The organism is Pseudahrensia aquimaris, assembly GCF_042676045.1.
GTDB lineage: Bacteria > Pseudomonadota > Alphaproteobacteria > Rhizobiales > Rhizobiaceae > Pseudahrensia > Pseudahrensia aquimaris.
Map to the genome: position 1 here is coordinate 61,321 of NZ_JBHTJV010000012.1, position 18,123 is coordinate 79,443.

Sequence of the window (18,123 nt, forward strand, 5' to 3'; positions counted from 1 at the left end):
CCTTTCACTGAGTGAGGCTTTTTGAATTGGGAAACACCTCGGGAGAGAGCCTAAATGGCAGAGGAAGTCATTCCCGGTGATCTGGATATCACCGATGAACTGATCGCCGAGCGGCGCGCGGAAGAGCCTGGTCAAACGCCCGAGGACATGACCGCGTGGCAGCGCCCGATCACCGCTTTCATCGACGTTTTGAACCTGTGGGCAGGCCGGATTTTCTGCCTGCTGCTCATTCCACTCATCTTTGGCACCGTCTTCGAGGTTGTCTCCCGCAAGGCGTTTGCGGTGCTGACCGATTACGGCATGAACGAAACGGCGATTGCCTGGGGGCTTGGGCCGACGCTTTGGAACTACGACGTCAGCCGCATGTTGGGCGGTGTCATTTTCATGGCGACCGCTGGCTATGCGCTGATGCGCGGCGTACACATTCGCGCGGACTTTCTCTACCGCAATTGGACGCTCAAAACGCAGGCGACCGTGGATGCTTCGCTCTATCTCGCCTTCTATTTCCCCGCGATGTTGTTCTTTTTCTGGTCGTCGGGCGAATACGCGCTGAGCGCTTTTGGCAACGACATTTTCAACATCAACGGCTGGGAACGGGCTGGCGATTCCACATGGGCGCCGTTCCTCGCGCCTGCGCGCATATTTATGCCGATTGGTGCATTCTTGCTTCTGCTGCAAGGCCTGCCGGAACTGTTCCGCGCCTTTCACCAAATGGGCAAAGAGCGCGAAGCACTGTTCCTGAAGATCCTGCCCTTTTATCTTGTCATCCTGGCTGTGATCTTCGTGTCGATCTTCTACCCCAAATCGGTTCCGTTCGACGATTGGTTCCAAGCCGCTTTTGGTGGCGGGTTTGGCTTCGCGAAGTCGACTATCGGCCTGTTCATGCTGGGCGCGATGTTGTTTTCGATCTTCGTTGGCTTTCCGATCTCGTTCACGCTGATCTTCCTTGCCTTCACCTTCGGCTCGTGGGGCGCAGGCAGCGCGGTGACGTTCTTCCTGATGACGCTGCAGGTTAATTCCACGATGCTGGACGATCAATTGGTCGCCGTGCCGTTGTTCATCTTGATGGGGATCGTGATGGAACAGGCAGGCCTAATGGAGCGGTTGTTCAACGCTGTGCAGCTTATGATGAGCCGTACGCGCGGGGCGCTCTTCATCGCGGTGCTGTTCGTCTCCACGGTCTTTGCCGCAGCGACCGGTATTGTCGGCGCTTCGGTCACGATCCTCGGCATCATGGCCGCTAAGACTATGAACAAATCCGGTTACGATGTGCGCCTTGCGGCTGGCACGATCACGGCCGGTGGCACGCTCGGCATTCTCATTCCACCGTCGATCATGCTGATCGTCATGGGGCCGGTGCTGGAAGTGCCGGTGACGGACCTGTTCCGCGCGGCCATCATTCCCGGCGTGCTGCTAGCCTTCCTCTACATGGTCTATGCGCTCGGCCGTTGCTGGATAAACCCGAACCTTGGCCCGATCCTCCCGCCGGACGAACAGCCTGAGACGTCGCCATACTATCTAGTGGAAGTCTCTCTGGTTCTGTTCGCCATCGTTGCCTTCTTCTGGCTCATCACACTGGGCGCTGCCGGGTCGCTGGCATTTATCCCGCTGGGCGGTTTGATCATTCCGATCCTTTGGCTGGTGGGCATGTTCGTCGTTTACAAATGGGCGCGGGCCACCAAACCGGGCGGGTTCTACTTCTCCGACCTTTGGTACGAATTCTTCATGGGCCTTGTGCCGCCAACGGTGCTGATCGCCTTTGCCTTGGGTTCCATTTTGGCCGGTTGGGCAACGCCTGCGGAAGCGGCGGCTTGCGGGGCGTTTGGCTCCATCCTGCTGTCGCTCGCCTATCGCCGTTTGACGGTGAAAAAGTTCTATGACGCGCTCATCAAGACGCTGGAAATCTCGGTTCTGATTATGTTCCTCGTCGCCGCATCCAACTTCTTTGGCGCGGTCTTCTCGAACCTTGGCACACCGAAATATCTCACTGAGCTTCTGCTGTCATTTGACCTGTCGATCATGGCGATGCTCATCTTTGTGATGGCCCTCGTGTTCCTGCTCGGTTGGCCGCTGGAATGGGTGCCTATTGTGCTCATCATCGTGCCAATATTGGTGCCGCTGCTCATCAGCCTCAACGTCAACCTGACATGGTTCGCCATCCTCGTGGCGGTGAACCTGCAAACGGCATGGCTGTCGCCGCCCGTGGCGCTGTCGGCCTATTTCCTCAAAGGCGTCGTGCCGGAATGGGATTTGAAAGACATCTACCTAGGCATGATGCAATTCATGGTCATTCAAGTGATCGGCCTTGCCTTGATCTTCACCTTTCCCGGCTTCGCATTGTGGCTGCCAGACTTCCTGTCGGCCAACGGATCGCCGGGTTTCTTTAGCTATTCCGGCTGGACCGAATAAAGCACCCACCACCAAAAGAGTGTCATAAAATGCCCATCACCTATCTGAAAAAAGCCGAGAAAACTGCCTATACCGGCGAAGATCAAACCCGCGAAATCGTGAGCGATATGCTGGCGAAGATTGAAGCCGGCGGTGAGGATGTTGCTCGGCAATACGGGATCGACCTCGACAAATTCGACGGGAATATCGTCGTTACGCCGGAAGAGATTGAGGCGGCCGGGGCGAAAGTTCCGCAGAAGCTGAAAGACGATATTCAGTTTGCCTATGACCGCGTGCGCAAATTTGCCGAAGCGCAGAAAGCCTCGATCACAGAATTTGAAACCGAGCTGTCGCCCGGCCTATGGGCGGGGCAAAAACTGATCCCGATGCAGGTGGCGGGCTGCTACGTGCCGGGCGGTCGTTATGCCCATGTGGCGAGCGCGATTATGTCCATCGGCACTGCAAAGGTTGCGGGTGTGCCGGATGTGGTTGCTTGCTCCGCACCGAAACCTGGCGAAGGCATAAACCCGGCAATTCTCTACACGATGAACCTGTGCGGCGCCGATCACATTCTGGCGCTCGGTGGCGTACAGGGCATCGCGGCAATGACGTTCGGGCTGTTCACGGGCAAAAAAGCAAACTTCCTCGCAGGCCCCGGCAACCGTTTCGTGGCCGAGGCCAAGCGTATGCTTTATGGCCGTGTTGGCATCGACATGTTCGCCGGGCCCACCGAAATCGGCATCATCGCGGATGAGACTGCTGACCCGCAAATCGTTGCCGAAGACTTGGTGAGCCAAGCCGAACACGGCCTCGATTCACCCGCTTGGCTATTCACCACATCGCAAAGCCTAGCCGACGCAGTGATGGCCAAAATGGATGGCCTGATCAAAGCCCTGCCGGAAGGCGCTGCCCATGCTGCGGAGGTCGCTTGGCGCGATTATGGCGAGGTGATCCTGTGCGACACGCGCGAAGAGGTTTGCATCATATCCGACGAATACGCTTCCGAGCATCTGGAAGTGCAGACGGCGGACGACCAATGGTATGTCGACCGGCTCAAGTCTTACGGCTCGCTGTTCATCGGCGAGGAAACCACCGTGACCTACGGCGACAAGTGCTCCGGCACCAACCACATCCTGCCGACCAAGGGCGCCGCCCACTACACGGGTGGGCTTTCGGTGCACAAATACATGAAGGTCGTCACCACCCAGCGCATGACACGCGAGGCGAACCGCGAGGTCGGTCAGGCGGCGGCACGGATTTCACGACTGGAAGGTATGGAAGGTCATGCTCGGGCTGGTGATGCACGTTTGCGGAAGTATTTCGAAGGTGAAAATTTTGATTTGGGCATCGGCTAGGTCAGTCCATCGGGCACAGCCTTTGCCAAAAACTTAAAGCGGTACGGCATGGATGTGGCAATTCGCCATTTTCCTTATTCAGAACAGAGGTTCATACCATAATTCGGACGGGAGCCCGAAGTCGTTATGTCGCGCGAAAACGCGCGCTTTTGGAGCTGTCCTATGAAACAAACAAGACGCCAGTTTATCGCCACATCCGCCGCTGCGGCAGGCACGATCACGTTCTTACCATTTTACGCTAATGCAGGTGGTCACCTGCCTAACGAATTCAAAACCGATGGCGGAACGATCACCGTTCACCCCATCAGCCACGCGTCCATCGTGATGGAAACGCCCAAGGGAACGCTATACATAGACCCGGTGGGCGATGCGGCTGCCTACGCGGATTTCCCCGACGCAGATTTCGTTCTGATTACCCACCACCACGGCGACCACTTCAATCAAGACACGCTAAATGCAGTCGTGAAGGACAAAACGGTCATCATGACGAACCCGAAAGTGGGCGAAGACATTGCAGATGCCATGAAGGCAAAAAATACTGTGATTTCCAATGGCGAGAGCGGCGAAGCAATGGGCATCAAGATTGAGGCAATACCCGCTTACAATCTGGCCGAGGACAAGCAGAAGTTTCATCCAAAGGGGCGCGACAACGGGTACGTCCTGAACTTTGACAACTTCCGCGTTTACATCTCAGGTGATACGGAAGACATTCCGGAAATGCGTGCGCTGGAAAACATTGATCTGGCGTTTGTGTGCATGAACCTGCCTTTCACCATGCCAGCAGAAGCTGCGGCATCAGCGGTGAAAGAGTTCAAACCCAAATTCGTTTATCCATACCACTATCGTGGCCGCGATGGTGGCACGCAGGATCCGCAGAAATTTGCCGAGCTGGTCGGTGACGCGGCGGTGGTCAAATTGGGCGACTGGTACGGCGGCTAAGCCTCACCAAATTTGCTGAAGACTTAAAACCGGTGGCAGCTCTTTCGAGTTGCCGCCGGTTTTCATTTGTTGTGGGGTGGGTGCCTGTTTCTCTGACAAGTCTTCCAATGAAATTTCGGTCGATTGCCCTGTTGATGATTGCTGAGGTTGCCGCGCTGTCGCTGTGGTTCGTCTCCGCTGCCATTCTACCTGAAATGCTGCGTGAGGCTGCGATGTCGCCAGTCCGTCAGGCAATGCTATCGAGTGGGGTTCAGATCGGCTTCGTGGTTGGAGCTCTCGCCTCCTCAATTCTCGGTCTTGCAGACCGCTATGACCCAAGACGTGTTTTCGCCGTCTGCGCCGTCACGGCAGGGCTTTGCAATGCAATTCTTCTGATTGCAGAACCAGGTGGGGCGTCGGCGATCTTCGCACGCTTCGCTACGGGCGCTCTGTTGGCTGGGGTTTACCCAGTGGGGATGAAGATCGCTGTGGGTTGGGGAGAGAAAGATCGTGGAACGCTGGTTGGGCTGTTGATTGGGGCGTTAACGCTTGGTTCCGCCCTGCCGTATCTCATTTCCACAACTGGCGGTGCGGATTGGCGCTTTACAGTTACCATCGCTTCAATTGCCGCAATATCCGGCGGATTATTGGCGCTGCTTGTGCAGCTTGGACCGCACTACGCGAAAGCGGCGCGGTTTCAAATCTCCGCAATCTCTCTTGCGTGGCACGATCGACGCATCCGCTATGCCTATGGCGGTTATCTGGGCCATATGTGGGAGCTTTACGTCATGTGGGCTTGGATCGCCGCAGCCTGTGCGGTTTCGTTCAGCGCGACAATGACGGCAGAAAGTGCCGTTGCGGCAGCCACAATGCTGGCCTTTGTGTCCATCGCGACGGGTGGTGTGTTCAGCATCATCGCAGGACTGTTTGCCGACAGGATCGGCAAAGCAGAGGTAGCTGGCATCGCGATGGCTGTAAGCGGTCTGGCAGGGTTGGCGACAGCGTTGACGTTTGGCGGCCCCGTATGGATCACCGTGATCGTGGTGCTGGTATGGGGCGCCTCGGTCATCCCCGATTCAGCACAGTTCTCCGCAATGGTGGCCGATGCGGCACCGCAAGAGGCAGCCGGCAGCTTGATGACCTTTCAAACAGCACTGGGTTTCGCGCTGACATTCTTCACGGTGCAGATCGCGCCTTGGCTAGCGGCGCAAACGGGCTGGGCGCTGGTCATCGCGCTGACCGCACTTGGCCCGGCTTTTGGGATATTCTGCATGGTCCGCCATCGCCGCATAGCCGATTGACCGAACCTGAAGTCGTGCCTAGATTGAGCGCTGTGGTGATTTGGCCGGTCGGCTTGCAGCCACGTTAAACAATTCGCTAAAAGGCCGCTTGCTCTCAACAGCAGATGGAACCGATGGCGAATTCGTTATCGGTTTTTTTGTGTCCGCATTAGGGACCAAATGGAGTTTGTTTCAATGCCCATCCGCATCCCTGACACACTGCCCGCCCGCGCTACTTTGGAAGCCGAAGGTGTGATGGTGATGGATGACGCGACCGCCACGCGGCAGGATATTCGCCCGCTGAAAATCGGCCTGCTGAACCTGATGCCGAACAAAATTCGCACCGAGACACAGATCGCCCGCCTCATCGGCGCAACGCCGCTACAGGTGGAGCTCACGCTGGTGAGAATGAGCGAACACAAATCACGCAACACGAATGAAGAACACCTAATTTCATTCTATCAAACGTGGCAGGAAATCCGCGATCAAAAGTTTGACGGCTTCATCATCACCGGTGCACCCATTGAAACGCTTCCTTTTGAAGAGGTTACCTACTGGAACGAATTGTCCGAAATTTTTGAATGGACGCGCACGAATGTGTTGTCGACGTTCAACATATGCTGGGGCGCGATGGCCGCGATTTGGCACTTTCATGGAGTTCCAAAATACACACTCGACCAGAAGGCCTTCGGCGTTTATCGCCACCGCAATTTGAAACCTGCCTCACCCTACCTTCACGGGTTTTCAGATGATTTTTCCATTCCGGTGTCGCGCTGGACGGAAGTGCGCAGCGTGGATGTTTTGCAGCATGACGGGCTGGAATTGCTGATGGAAAGCGACGTGACCGGGCCTTGCCTGATTTCTGAAAAGGAAGGCAAGCGGCTCTACATTTTCAACCATGTGGAGTACGATTCTACATCGCTAAAAGAGGAATACGACCGAGATGTCGCCAACGGCACGCCCATTGACGTGCCGCACAATTATTACCCGGCAGACGACCCTGCCATGCCACCGCAGAACCGATGGCGCAGCCATGCTCACCTGTTGTTTGGTAATTGGATCAATCAGATTTACCAGTCCACTCCGTTCGACATTAACGAGATCGGCAAAAGCGGTTGATGGGTGTAGCGCTTGGCTCAAGGGCCGTTATAGTGCCTGAATGAATAGCGCGACCGACACAGCACCATTGGCTATTGAGCTTGTTGGTATCAACAAGTCATTTGGCCCTGTGCATGCCAACAAAGACATTGATCTGAAAATTCGTCCGGGGACAATTCACGGTATTATCGGCGAAAACGGTGCTGGTAAATCAACGCTGATGTCGATCCTCTACGGGTTTTATCAGGCCGACAGCGGCGAAATTCGCCTAAAGGGAAAACCCGCAATAATCGCAGACAGCCAAGCGGCCATCGCGGCCGGCATCGGCATGGTGCATCAACACTTCATGCTGGTTGATAACTTCTCGGTGCTGGAAAATATCATTCTAGGCGCGGAAGGCGGCGGCATTCTTAACTCCGCCATGCGCCGAGCCCGCGCAGAACTGTTGCGGCTGGAGGAAGAATACGGGTTGAAGGTTGATCCCGATGCGCTGATCGAAGATTTGCCCGTAGGCCTGCAGCAGCGGGTTGAGATTCTCAAAGCGCTGTTTCGCGGGGCAGACGTTCTCATTCTCGATGAGCCAACGGGCGTGCTGACGCCCGCGGAGGCTGACCATCTGTTTCGCATTCTCCAGCAGTTGAAAGACCAGGGGAAAACGATCCTTCTCATCACCCACAAGCTGCGCGAGATCATGGCCATCACTGACGAAGTCTCCGTCATGCGGCGCGGTGAAATGGTGGCCACACGCACAACGGCTGAAACGAGCCCTGAGGAACTGGCCGAACTTATGGTTGGTCGGCGCGTTCTGCTACAGGTCGATAAAGAGGAAGCTTCCCCCGGTGAGGTGCGGCTCGCTGTGGCCGGGCTTACAGTGCGCGACGGACGCGGCGTGGACATGGTCAAAGATGTTTCCTTCAACGTACGCGCCGGCGAAATCGTTGGCATTGCGGGCGTGGCGGGAAATGGGCAATCGGAATTGCTGCAAGCCATTGCCGGTATGCGACCGTTCTCATCCGGCGCTATCATGCTGGATGGGACGCCGATCACTTCGGGCGTTCGGGCAGACCCGGCAGAGCTGCGCAAGCGCGGCCTCGCTCATGTGCCGGAAGATCGCCATCATGAAGGTCTGGTGCTGAGGTTCGAGGAATCTGAAAACGCGATCCTTGGCTATCATGGGGATCCGGAGTTTGTGTCCGGGCCATTTTTGCAAATTGATGCGATGCGGGAAGATGCGATTGAGAAGATCGGGAAATACGATATCCGCCCCCCCAACCCGCGCCTGAAAACGGCCAATTTCTCCGGCGGTAACCAGCAAAAGATTGTATTAGCGCGAGAGATGGAACGTGACCCCGGCGTTCTTCTCGTTGGCCAACCGACTCGCGGTGTAGATGTCGGCGCGATTGAATTCATCCATAAACGCATCATCGAAATGCGCGATGCCGGCAAAGCCGTTCTTTTGGTGTCGGTGGAGTTGGACGAAATTCGCGCACTGTCCGACCGAATTTTGGTGATGTTCGATGGACAGATCGTCGGCGAACGCGAGGCAAGCGCCAGCGAAGGCGAACTTGGCCTTTTGATGGCTGGCGTGACAGACGAAGCAGCCGCCTGATGAGCGGGCCGTTGAAGGTGTGTTGCATCGGGGCGGGCTATTTTGGCTTGTTTCATCGAGACGCTTGGACCCGAATTAATGGCGCAGAACTTGTTGCTTGCTGCGACAACGACATAGAGCAAGCGCGCAAAGCACAGGTGCCTGCTTACGATGATGTGGACGCGATGGTGCGCGAAACGTCACCCGATATCGTAGACATCATCACACCGCCCGATACGCATTTTGGCCTGATCGAAAAACTGATCCATGCAGGCGTGAAGACGATCATCTGTCAAAAGCCGTTTTGCGTCAGTGGTGCGCAAGCAAGACAGGCGGCGGAACTCGCTCAGCAATCTGGCGTGCGTCTTATTGTGCACGAGAACTTCCGATTTCAGCCTTGGTTTCGCGCGATGAAGACTGTGCTGCACGATGGGCGGTTGGGCGAAGTCCAGAATTTCACATTTAGGCTACGCACCGGTGACGGACAGGGGCCGGACGCTTATCTGGAGCGGCAGCCATATTTTCAAACCATGGAGCGCTTTCTCATCCATGAAACGGCTATTCACTACATTGATGTGTTCCGTTTTTTGTTTGGCGAGCCGACGTCAATTTATGCTGATTTACGCAAATTGAACCCTGCGCTAGCGGGTGAAGACGCCGGACACTTTATCTTCGGCTTCGAAAACGGGATGCGCGCTGTGTTCGACGGGAACCGCCATCTCGACCACGCATCACACAACACACGTCTGACGTTTGGCGAAGCGCTGCTTGAAGGAACGAAAGGATGCGTCCGTCTCAGCGGAGATGGTTCGCTTGTATTGCGCAGCTTTGGAGCGATGGAAGAAACAATGCTGCTTAAGCCGCAAATATGGACAGGCTTTGCAGGCAATAGCGTGCACGCGCTTCAGAGCCATGTGGTCGAGTGCGTCTTGCGCGGAGAGACACCAGAAAATACGGCGCGCGAATATCAGGCCAATTTGGAGCTGGAAGAGGCAATCTATCGTTCTGATGAAAGCGGCATGCGGATTAAGCTCTAGCTGCCCCTATAGGTGGAGAAGCTGAAGGGCGAGGCCAGAAGCGGCACGTGATAGTGATCGTTCTCGTCATCAATACCAAAGCGAATTGGCACTGTATCGATAAACGGATGATCGGACTTTGGCGCATGGCCTTTGAAATAGGCGCCGATCTCGAACACCAATTCATAGGTCCCTACCCGCATTTCGCCTTTCGGCAGAATAGGACTGTCAGTTCGACCGTCACCATTGGTGATCTTGGTCACCATCTGCACGCGTTTATCGCCATCAATACGAAACAACGTTATGTGCACGCCAGCGGCAGGACAGCCCCGTGCGGTGTCGAGTATGTGCGTCGTGAGGAACCCGTCAGCCATGTCTTATGCGCTCGAAGTATCAGCTACCATCGACACATGCTTTGAACGATGCCGCCATGTCGCGCAATAGGGCCGCATACAGAGCGGGGCCAGGTTCATGGTTTTGACCAAGCGGGTCTACAACACCAAGACGTCCGCCGCTATCGGCGACAAGGGAATCGGCCAGCGCCGAGCCCAATTGGGGCTCGCTCAGCAGGCACGGCTGTTCAGCTTGCGCCATGCGTTCACGCAATGCGCGCACGGAGGCTGCACCCGGGCGGGTTTGCGGATTGATCGACACTGGAACCGGTTGTGCCAAGCCGAAGCGCTTTTCAAAATACTGATAGGCATCGTGCTGGACGAAATAGGTTTGGCCGGAAACTTCTTTGAGAAGCGCCGCCACTTCCTCGCTTAACGGCTTCAACGAAGCCGCGAAGGTTTTGGCGTTGGCGCGATAGGTTTCAGCGTTGGCTGCGTCTTTTTCCGCCAAAGTCTCGGCAATCGCCAATGCCATGGCAGCAGCGTTTTGTGGATCAAGCCAGATGTGACCGTCCAGCGTTTCCTCACTGAGATCATCATTACCTTTGGTATGGTCATCGTGGTCGTGGTCGTGGTCGTGCTTCTTTTTACTGTGACTATGATCGTGGTCATGATCGTGTTTTCCGCGCAACGGAAGTGTAGTCACGCCTTTTGCTTCCATCATTTCCTTGACGACTGCGTTTTGGGGAATTGTATCAAGAGAATTGGCGAGAAAAGTTTCCATGACCGGCCCAATCCAGAACACGGCGTCAGCGTCTTGCAAAAACTGTGCTTGCGAAGGCTTGAATGTTGCCGTGTGGGGCGAGGTTGCACCGTCGAGCAGCAGAACCGGGCTCCCGACGTCTCCCATCACATTGGCCACGATGGAATGGAGAGGGCGGATCGTCGTAACGACCTTCGGCGCGGCAAAGGCTTGAGCCAGCGTTGCAGCAAGAAAGGTGGCGACTAGAGCAAAAAGGGATGAACGGGACATGACGCCTGCTTTAAGTTTAGTTTGTTATGATATAACATTGCAATCACTCCAATCCAACGGAAATTTGGCGCAATCGTGACAGCCACAATGAAAATTCCAAATGCTAGTCCTCTGGTGTCGCTCACCAATGCCGGCCATCGCGCAGGAGACAAATGGCTGGTGCGCGGCGTGTCTTTCAACGTCGCTCCCGGCGAGATTGTGACCCTTATAGGACCGAACGGTTCTGGCAAAACCACGACCATGCGGATGGCGATTGGGCTTTTGGATGCTTCCGAAGGCAAGGCGGATCGCGTGGATGATTTGCGTGTTGGCTATGTGCCGCAAAAGATCGCAATCGATTGGACAATGCCGCTTACGGTCCAAAGGTTCATGGCCTTGACGGGAAAAGCGTCAAAAGAGCAGATAAATGATGCGCTGCACAAAACAGGTGCACAAAATTTGTGCGATGCACAAATTCGAGATCTTTCAGGGGGCGAATTCCAGCGCGTCCAGCTTGCAAGAGCCATCGTTCGCAAGGCAGATCTGCTGGTTTTGGACGAGCCGGTGCAAGGCGTGGACTTTGCAGGGGAGATTGCACTCTACGAGCTGATTGGTGCGCTGCGCGATGATCTGGGTTGCGGGGTTCTGCTCATTTCTCACGACCTGCATTTGGTCATGGGCGCGACAGATAAGGTGATTTGCCTAAACGGACATATGTGCTGCCACGGCACGCCACAAATGGTGAGCGAAAGCGCAGCATATCGCGACCTCTTCGGTGCCCGCGCTGCAGGAGCGCTGGCCGTCTATCAGCACGAACACGACCATACCCACCTACCAGACGGGCGAGTGCAGCACGCCGATGGCACAATCACCGACCACTGCCATCCCGATGATGGACATCACCACGACCATGGTGAGGGCAAACATCATGCTGGATGATTTCTTCGTTCGCGCCCTGTTGGGTGGCATCATGGTCGCGCTGGTGGCAGGACCATTGGGTTGCTTTGTTGTTTGGCGGCGACTTGCTTATTTCGGCGATACGTTGGCCCATGCAGCACTGCTGGGTGTGGCATTAGCAATTTTGTTTCAGGTCAGCACGATGGGTGCGGTCTTCGGGGTTTGCGCAGCCGTCGCACTGCTCTTGGCGGCCTTGCAGAACAGGCTGTCGATTTCATCGGACGTTTTATTGGGCATCTTGGCCCACGGGGCACTTGCAACTTCGTTTCTTGCGCTTTCGCTGATGAGTGGTCCTCAGGTCGATCTTCAGGCTTTGTTGTTTGGCGATATTTTGAGCATCTCCAAAACCAACCTGGCGACTATTGCTGTTGGTGGCGCGATTGTTCTGGCTGTATTGGCCCGTTTTTGGGAAGATCTGTTTGCCGCAACCGTAAACCAGGAACTGGCCCGCGCCGAAGGTGCGCAGCCTGACCGTGCAAACATCATCTTCATGTTTCTGATGGCTGCCGTTATCGCACTTTCGATGAAAATCATCGGCGCATTGCTGATCACGGCTCTCCTTATCATTCCTGCTGCCACAGCGCGGCAAGTGGCGCGAACGCCAGAGCAAATGGCGGTCTATGCATCTCTGATTGGCGCGTTAGCGGTTTTGTCGGGGCTCTTTGCTTCGGCGCGATACGATACGCCTTCGGGAGCGAGCATAATTTTGGCAGCGCTCGGACTGTTTGTCCTCAGCATTGCCATTTTTGGAAGAAAGACTTCGCAAAGATGAGCGACCTATCCCGAAACGAGAGCCTGGTGATCGAGGCCCTACGCGCGGCGAAAGCGCCGCAATCAGCCTATGCCTTGCTGGATACGCTGCGCGACCAAGGACTGCGTGCGCCGCCGCAGATTTATCGCGCGCTGGAGAAACTTACCCAGAAAGGCGTAGCGCACCGTCTGGAAAGCCTCAACGCATTCGTCGCTTGCAATCACCCGGATTGCTCGGGCCACTCACTGGCAGCGTTCACAATTTGCGAGACATGCGGCGCGGTTGGAGAAATCAACGATGCCAGCCTTGGCCAAGACTTGGCCAAGTTGGCAGGCAAAGATGGCTTCAAAGTCAGCGCATCAACCGTCGAATTGCGCGGCCTCTGTGCTGCCTGCGAAAGTTCCTAGCGCAGCATGGGCGGGCGAGCATCTACCCACACGCCCTGCTGTTTCGCAGAATCCACGGCGGCAACAATCGCCGCCATGGAACGTAATCCATCAATAGCCTTGGGGTATTGAGTGGCCGCAGAATCTGCAGTGCGGCCGTGCTTGTGAGCACTGATTGCTTCGGCCAGATCGAGATAGATGTTAGCGAAGGCCAAAGGCATGCCCTCAGCATGCCCGATGGTGACACGTGACGCTCGGTCAGCTTCGGGCGAAAGATTGCCCGCACCGCGTTCAATGATTTCGGTTCGGCCGTTGAGGGGGGTCCAGAAAAGCTGATTGGGCTGTTCCTGCGCCCAGCGCAGGCCACCCCTTTCACCGAAAACCTGAATGTTGAGACCGTGCATCCGCCCAATTGCAATAGATGAGGTCCACAGACGACAGCGCGCGCCGCCGCTCATTTTGATGTTGAGCATGGCGTCATCTTCCAGCGTGCGAGAGGGGATGCCGGAAGCAAAATCCGCCGACAGGGTTTCGGCCTCTTGGCCGGAAACGTAACTTGCCATGTGCAAGGCGTGGATACCGCAATCTGCAAATTGGGCGGAAACGCCCGCGAGGTCTGGATCATAGCGCCAGCGCACGCGCGGGTTGTCAGCATCCGCCTCATCAGCATGGAAACCATGGGCGAATTCGGCCTTGATCAACCGGACTTTGCCCAGATCCCCCCGCGCCACCATTGCCCGCATATGGCGCACCAGCGAATAGCCGGAATATCCGTAATTGACCGCCAAAATAGTGCCTTTGGCTTCAGCCAGCTTCACCAATTCCTCAGCTTCCGCGACCGTCATCGTCATCGGCTTTTCGCACAAGACATGGAAGCCTTCTTCAGTGAAAGCCTTGGCGATTTCAAAGTGTGTGGAATTAGGCGTTGCGATGGTGACGAGATCGACGCGGTCTGCGCGGTCTTTTTCACCAGCCAGCATTTCGCGCCAGTCGCCGTAGGCACGGTCGCCTTCAATGCCCAGCGTTTGCGCAAAGGCTTTGCCCTTGGCGGCGTCGATGTCCAATGCACTCGCAGCAAAATTGAATTTTCCATCAAGGCCAGCGGAAATGCGATGCGCTGGGCCGATCTGGCTGCCTTCACCGCCGCCGATCATGCCCCAGTTGAGTCTTGCCATGTGTTCAGAATCCGATTGATTGAAGATAAGCGCGGTTGGCTTTGGCATCATGCAGCGGCGACGTATCACCTGCCGGATCGCAGTCTTGCTCCACGGTACACCAGCCTTCGAATCCGGCATCCAGCAAGATTTGGCGCACGGCGGGAAAGTCCACATCGCCATCGCCCAAATTGCAGAAAATGCCCTGTGCGCAGGCATCGTAGAAGCCCGTGCGTTTTGCGATGACGTCCGCTTTCACGGCAGGGTCAATATCTTTGAAGTGCATGTAAGAGATGCGGCCAATGTGTTTGCGCATGAAGGCAACCGGGTCGAAGCCAGCATAGGAATGGTGGCCCGTGTCGAAGCAAATCTTGAGAATCTTATCGTCCACCTCGTCCAACAGCCGCTCAAGCTCTGGCTCAAAATCCATGAAGCCGGCGGCATGCGCGTGAATGCCAACCGTGAGGCCATATTCCTCTGCGCCCATTTTAGCGATTGTAGCGATTCGATCACGATAGGCCGTCCATTCAGCGCCACCCATCTTTTCCGCCTCTTTTGCGCGGCCAGCGGTGGGCGCGCGGCGTGGCGAAATGGAATCGATAATCACCAGATGTTCCGCGCCATGCGCCTGCAGTGCTTTGCACGTGCGCACGGATGCGTCCATCACATCGTCCCAAGCGTCGGGGTAGTGGAAAGCACGGAAGATCACGCCGCCGATCAGCATCAGCCCACGTTGCGCCATGGCATCGCCGAGAACCGATGAGTCTTCCGGCATGTAACCGACTGGCCCTAGCTCGATGCCGCGATAGCCTGCGGCGACGCAATCATCGAGCACTTTTTCCCACGCGGGGTTGCGTTCGTCGTCAGCAAACTCCACGCCCCACGAGCAGGGCGCGTTTCCAATTTCGATGGCCAATCTGTGATCTCCGGTCATTCCACGCCGATGCGCGATTGAGTTGGAGCAAAACTGCTTTTATCAATGAACGTCAAGAGGCGTGTGGGAAGGACAACAGCATGGCATCGAAGGAACAAACGATCCGGCTGACGATGGCGCAAGCGCTCGTGCGGTATCTAGCGGCGCAATATATCGAGATCGACGGTAAGCGCGTGCGACTGTGTGCGGGTGGGTTTGGCATTTTCGGTCACGGCAACGTCACCTGTCTGGGTGAGGCGCTGTATGAGCACCGCGAGGAACTGCCACTGCGGCGTGGGCAGAACGAGCAATCGATGGCGCTTGCGGGCATTGCCTATGCCAAAGAGAAGTTGCGCCAGCGGTTCATGTTTGCCACCGCATCGGCCGGACCGGGCACGACGAATCTTTTGACGGCAGCAGCGCTTGCCCACACGAACCGCCTGCCAATTTTGCTGCTGTGCGGTGATACATTCCTCACCCGCCTGCCCGACCCGGTGTTGCAGCAGGTGGAGCACTTCAACAATCCGGCGCTTGGTGTAAACGATGCGTTCAAATCGGTCACACGCTATTGGGACCGCATCACGCACCCCGCGCAAATCGTTCAAAGCCTGCCGCAAGCGATTGCGACCATGCTGGACCCCGCAGATTGTGGACCAGCTTTCTTGGGCTTGCCACAGGACGTGCAGGGCTGGGCGTGGGATTATCCCGTCAGCTTTTTCGAAGAGCGCACCCACCACATCCGCCGTCAAATGCCCGATGAGCGCGAAATCGCGGTAGCGGTTTCCGCGCTGAAGGCTGCGGAGCGCCCGATCCTGATCGCTGGCGGCGGGGTGCAATATTCACACGCCGTGCCGGAGCTTCGCGCCTTTGTGGAAGCGCACAACATTCCTGTAGTGGAGACGATTGCGGGGCGCGCCAACCTCGTTCACGGCGAGCGGCTGAATTGCGGGCCGATTGGCGTGACAGGGTCCGACAGCGCCAACACTCTGGCAGAAGAAGCGGATTTGATCTTTGCCGTTGGCACGCGCTTGCAGGATTTCACCACCGGCTCTTGGACGGCTTTTGACCAAGACGCGAAACTGGTGACGCTTAACGTGGCGCGGCACGATGCCGACAAACATTCAGCGCTCAGCGTGGTGGGCGATGCAAAGCTGGGGCTTGGCGCGATTTCAAACGCCCTTGGCGGTCATTCGTTTGCGCCCACTTGGTCTGACCGCGCAGAAAAGCTCACCAAACAATGGGATGCCTATGTTGACGGCAACATTTCGCCCACCAGCGACGATGGCCAGAACCGGCCCATGAGCTATGCTCAAGTCGTCGGAGCGGTGAACCAGCTCTGCGACAAGCGCGACCGGGTTGTGGCCGCTGCTGGCGGACTTCCCGCCGAAGTAACGGCCAATTGGCGCACTTTGGACGTTGGCACCGTGGACGTGGAGTTCGGTTATTCCTGCATGGGCTACGAAATCGCAGGCGCATGGGGCGCGCGCATCGCGCAGCAAGAAGATGAAGCGGCGCAAGATACGATCTGCTTCACCGGCGATGGCTCTTACCTGATGATGAATTCGGACATCTATTCATCCGTTCTGGCGGGCAACAAGCTCATCATCTGCGTTTGCGACAATGGCGGCTTTGCCGTCATCAACAAGCTGCAGAACAACACGGGCAACGCTTCGTTTAACAACCTAATCGCAGACAGCAACATCTCGGTTGAACCGTTCGCGGTGGACTTCGCAGCGCATGCCGCATCAATGGGCGCGCTGGCCGAAACGGTTCATTCCATCGACGAATTCAAGGAAGCGTTCAAACGCGCCAAGTCTGCGGACCGCACGACAGTGATCTCCATGCAGGTTGATGCCTTTGATGGCTGGACCACTGAAGGTCACGCGTGGTGGGAGGTCGGCACGCCGGAAGTTTCGAGTTCCAAATCTGTGCGGGAATCGCATCAAGAAACCGAAGCGGGCCGCGAACGCCAGCGCAGGGGCATGTAGATGGCCGCCGATCTGAAGCGCATCGAAGGACGCAACTTCCTTATTATCGGACGGGCCGGCATGGACATGTATGCCCATCCACCCGGCGTCAAAACAGAAGATGCAGAATACTTCTATTCTGCACTGGGCGGCTCGTCGGCAAATATCGGCGTTGCTTTAGTGAAGCTGGGTTCAAAGGCTTCGCTGGTTACGTCCGTATCGGATGATTCCGTTGGCCGCTATTGCCTGAACCAGTTGGATCACTACGGCGTTGATCGCACTTTCGTGCGCTCGGTCGCGGGCGAGGAGCGCAATTCACTGGCCGTATTGGAAACCACCAATATTGATCACCAGTCGGTGATCTACCGCAACAATGCGGCGGACTTTCAGATGACCGTTGAGGATGTGCGCAAGCCGGACTACACAGCTTATTCCGCAGCCATCACCACAGGCACAGTGTTCGCAGGCCAGCCCTCGCGCGATGCCGCCTTCGTTGCCTTCGATCTGGCAAAAGAAGCCGGACTGCCCGTGATCTTTGATATCGACTACCGCCCCTACTCATGGACATCCGGAGCGGAAGCGGCTGAAGTTTATTCGCGGGCCGCAAGCTATTGCGATATCGTCATCGGCAACGACGACGAGTTCGGCGTGATGGCGGGTGACTACGACATCGGGCTGGCCTTTGCGGAAAACCTCGCCAAGACCAGCGCGCAGATCGTGGTCTATAAGATGGGCCATCTCGGCTCCATCACGTTCACGCAGGACGGCTCGTTCAAGACTGGCATCTTCCCCGTCGATGCGCTGAAACCTACCGGAGCGGGCGACAGTTTCATGGGCGCGTTCATCGCTTCAATGGCCGCAGGGATGGACGTGCAGACCTGCGTAGAGCGCGGCTCTGCGGCAGCGGCGATTGTTGTTTCCAATGTCGCCTGTGCTCCCGCCATGCCAACACCAGACATTCTCGAAGACTTCATTGCCAGCCACCCCGGCATCACCAAACCCTAAGGA

General features: G+C 56.5%; 16 protein-coding genes and 1 riboswitch. Of the genes, 12 read left to right on the plus strand and 4 right to left on the minus strand.

The genetic code is table 11. The features are described from left to right. The first annotated feature begins 54 nt into the window (after positions 1 to 54). The 7 genes from ACFQ14_RS13180 to ACFQ14_RS13210 all read left to right on the plus strand — a co-directional run bounded on the left by ACFQ14_RS13180 (position 55) and on the right by ACFQ14_RS13210 (position 9,664). Positions 55 to 2,409 carry a TRAP transporter large permease subunit gene (locus tag ACFQ14_RS13180; protein ID WP_377213220.1) on the plus strand — a complete coding sequence of 785 codons (2,355 nt, stop codon included), beginning with the start codon at positions 55 to 57 and terminating at the stop codon, positions 2,407 to 2,409. Positions 2,410 to 2,438: 29 nt separating this feature from the next. Then, positions 2,439 to 3,743, plus strand: coding sequence for a histidinol dehydrogenase (gene hisD / locus ACFQ14_RS13185; protein WP_377213221.1), 1,305 nt, complete (start codon positions 2,439 to 2,441; stop codon positions 3,741 to 3,743). A gap of 162 nt (positions 3,744 to 3,905) precedes the next feature. After that, positions 3,906 to 4,682 carry an MBL fold metallo-hydrolase gene (locus tag ACFQ14_RS13190; protein WP_377213222.1) on the plus strand — a complete coding sequence of 259 codons (777 nt, stop codon included), beginning with the start codon at positions 3,906 to 3,908 and terminating at the stop codon, positions 4,680 to 4,682. 107 nt (positions 4,683 to 4,789) lie between these two features. Further along, positions 4,790 to 5,962, plus strand: coding sequence for an MFS transporter (locus ACFQ14_RS13195; protein WP_377213223.1), 1,173 nt, complete (start codon positions 4,790 to 4,792; stop codon positions 5,960 to 5,962). 22 nt (positions 5,963 to 5,984) lie between these two features. Further along, a riboswitch (SAM riboswitch) is annotated at positions 5,985 to 6,062 on the plus strand. Between the two features lie 74 nt (positions 6,063 to 6,136). Next, positions 6,137 to 7,060, plus strand: coding sequence for a homoserine O-acetyltransferase MetA (gene metA / locus ACFQ14_RS13200; RefSeq protein WP_377213224.1), 924 nt, complete (start codon positions 6,137 to 6,139; stop codon positions 7,058 to 7,060). Between the two features lie 40 nt (positions 7,061 to 7,100). Beyond that, on the plus strand, positions 7,101 to 8,648 hold the full coding sequence (locus ACFQ14_RS13205) for an ABC transporter ATP-binding protein (protein WP_377213225.1): 1,548 nt from the start codon (positions 7,101 to 7,103) through the stop codon (positions 8,646 to 8,648). Then, on the plus strand, positions 8,648 to 9,664 hold the full coding sequence (locus tag ACFQ14_RS13210) for a Gfo/Idh/MocA family protein (protein WP_377213226.1): 1,017 nt from the start codon (positions 8,648 to 8,650) through the stop codon (positions 9,662 to 9,664). The genes ACFQ14_RS13205 and ACFQ14_RS13210 overlap by 1 nt, the downstream gene beginning before the upstream one ends. Here the strand turns inward: ACFQ14_RS13210 and uraH are convergent. Continuing rightward, positions 9,661 to 10,017: a hydroxyisourate hydrolase gene (gene uraH / locus ACFQ14_RS13215; protein WP_377213227.1), complete on the minus strand. Its 357-nt coding sequence runs from the start codon at positions 10,015 to 10,017 to the stop codon at positions 9,661 to 9,663. The two genes, ACFQ14_RS13210 and uraH, sit on opposite strands and share 4 nt — an antisense overlap. 19 nt (positions 10,018 to 10,036) lie before the next feature. Next, positions 10,037 to 11,008, minus strand: coding sequence for a zinc ABC transporter substrate-binding protein (locus tag ACFQ14_RS13220; protein WP_377213228.1), 972 nt, complete (start codon positions 11,006 to 11,008; stop codon positions 10,037 to 10,039). An 87-nt stretch (positions 11,009 to 11,095) separates the two neighbouring features. On the opposite strand from ACFQ14_RS13220, the gene ACFQ14_RS13225 reads away from it, so the two are divergent. Genes ACFQ14_RS13225 through ACFQ14_RS13235 form a run of 3 tightly spaced genes read left to right on the plus strand, consistent with a single transcriptional unit; the run spans position 11,096 to position 13,102 of the window. Beyond that, the gene (locus ACFQ14_RS13225) at positions 11,096 to 11,926 is read left to right on the plus strand and encodes an ATP-binding cassette domain-containing protein (protein WP_377213229.1); all 831 of its coding nucleotides are present in this window, start codon (positions 11,096 to 11,098) and stop codon (positions 11,924 to 11,926) included. Continuing rightward, positions 11,916 to 12,716 (plus strand): iron chelate uptake ABC transporter family permease subunit, encoded by an 801-nt coding sequence (locus ACFQ14_RS13230; protein WP_377213290.1) that lies wholly within the window; start codon positions 11,916 to 11,918, stop codon positions 12,714 to 12,716. The genes ACFQ14_RS13225 and ACFQ14_RS13230 overlap by 11 nt, the downstream gene beginning before the upstream one ends. Next, positions 12,713 to 13,102, plus strand: coding sequence for a transcriptional repressor (locus ACFQ14_RS13235; RefSeq protein WP_377213230.1), 390 nt, complete (start codon positions 12,713 to 12,715; stop codon positions 13,100 to 13,102). Before ACFQ14_RS13230 ends, ACFQ14_RS13235 begins: the two co-directional genes overlap by 4 nt. Here the strand turns inward: ACFQ14_RS13235 and ACFQ14_RS13240 are convergent. Continuing rightward, a complete protein-coding gene (locus ACFQ14_RS13240) occupies positions 13,099 to 14,256 on the minus strand; it encodes a Gfo/Idh/MocA family protein (RefSeq protein WP_377213231.1) in 1,158 nt (385 codons plus the stop codon). The two genes, ACFQ14_RS13235 and ACFQ14_RS13240, sit on opposite strands and share 4 nt — an antisense overlap. A 4-nt stretch (positions 14,257 to 14,260) precedes the next feature. Further along, the gene (locus tag ACFQ14_RS13245; protein WP_377213232.1) at positions 14,261 to 15,151 is read right to left on the minus strand and encodes a TIM barrel protein; all 891 of its coding nucleotides are present in this window, start codon (positions 15,149 to 15,151) and stop codon (positions 14,261 to 14,263) included. Between the two features lie 98 nt (positions 15,152 to 15,249). Between ACFQ14_RS13245 and iolD the strand changes: the two genes are divergently transcribed. Both iolD and iolC read left to right on the plus strand, forming a co-directional pair. Further along, positions 15,250 to 17,136 carry a 3D-(3,5/4)-trihydroxycyclohexane-1,2-dione acylhydrolase (decyclizing) gene (gene iolD / locus ACFQ14_RS13250; protein WP_377213233.1) on the plus strand — a complete coding sequence of 629 codons (1,887 nt, stop codon included), beginning with the start codon at positions 15,250 to 15,252 and terminating at the stop codon, positions 17,134 to 17,136. Then, positions 17,137 to 18,120 carry a 5-dehydro-2-deoxygluconokinase gene (gene iolC / locus ACFQ14_RS13255; RefSeq protein ID WP_377213234.1) on the plus strand — a complete coding sequence of 328 codons (984 nt, stop codon included), beginning with the start codon at positions 17,137 to 17,139 and terminating at the stop codon, positions 18,118 to 18,120. It begins immediately after the preceding gene. Positions 18,121 to 18,123 lie beyond the last annotated feature (3 nt).

Excerpts from the sequence above, each read along its gene's own strand:
- ACFQ14_RS13205 (WP_377213225.1), top strand. The coding sequence starts at position 7,101 with ATGAATAGCGCGACCGACACAGCACCATTGGCTATTGAGCTTGTTGGT.
- ACFQ14_RS13225 (WP_377213229.1), top strand. The coding sequence starts at position 11,096 with ATGAAAATTCCAAATGCTAGTCCTCTGGTGTCGCTCACCAATGCCGGC.
- hisD (WP_377213221.1), top strand. The coding sequence starts at position 2,439 with ATGCCCATCACCTATCTGAAAAAAGCCGAGAAAACTGCCTATACCGGC.
- ACFQ14_RS13190 (WP_377213222.1), top strand. The coding sequence starts at position 3,906 with ATGAAACAAACAAGACGCCAGTTTATCGCCACATCCGCCGCTGCGGCA.
- iolC (WP_377213234.1), top strand. The coding sequence starts at position 17,137 with ATGGCCGCCGATCTGAAGCGCATCGAAGGACGCAACTTCCTTATTATC.
- ACFQ14_RS13180 (WP_377213220.1), top strand. The coding sequence starts at position 55 with ATGGCAGAGGAAGTCATTCCCGGTGATCTGGATATCACCGATGAACTG.
- ACFQ14_RS13195 (WP_377213223.1), top strand. The coding sequence starts at position 4,790 with ATGAAATTTCGGTCGATTGCCCTGTTGATGATTGCTGAGGTTGCCGCG.
- ACFQ14_RS13220 (WP_377213228.1), bottom strand. The coding sequence starts at position 11,008 with ATGTCCCGTTCATCCCTTTTTGCTCTAGTCGCCACCTTTCTTGCTGCA.
- ACFQ14_RS13210 (WP_377213226.1), top strand. The coding sequence starts at position 8,648 with ATGAGCGGGCCGTTGAAGGTGTGTTGCATCGGGGCGGGCTATTTTGGC.
- iolD (WP_377213233.1), top strand. The coding sequence starts at position 15,250 with ATGGCATCGAAGGAACAAACGATCCGGCTGACGATGGCGCAAGCGCTC.
- ACFQ14_RS13240 (WP_377213231.1), bottom strand. The coding sequence starts at position 14,256 with ATGGCAAGACTCAACTGGGGCATGATCGGCGGCGGTGAAGGCAGCCAG.
- ACFQ14_RS13235 (WP_377213230.1), top strand. The coding sequence starts at position 12,713 with ATGAGCGACCTATCCCGAAACGAGAGCCTGGTGATCGAGGCCCTACGC.
- uraH (WP_377213227.1), bottom strand. The coding sequence starts at position 10,017 with ATGGCTGACGGGTTCCTCACGACGCACATACTCGACACCGCACGGGGC.
- ACFQ14_RS13230 (WP_377213290.1), top strand. The coding sequence starts at position 11,916 with ATGCTGGATGATTTCTTCGTTCGCGCCCTGTTGGGTGGCATCATGGTC.
- metA (WP_377213224.1), top strand. The coding sequence starts at position 6,137 with ATGCCCATCCGCATCCCTGACACACTGCCCGCCCGCGCTACTTTGGAA.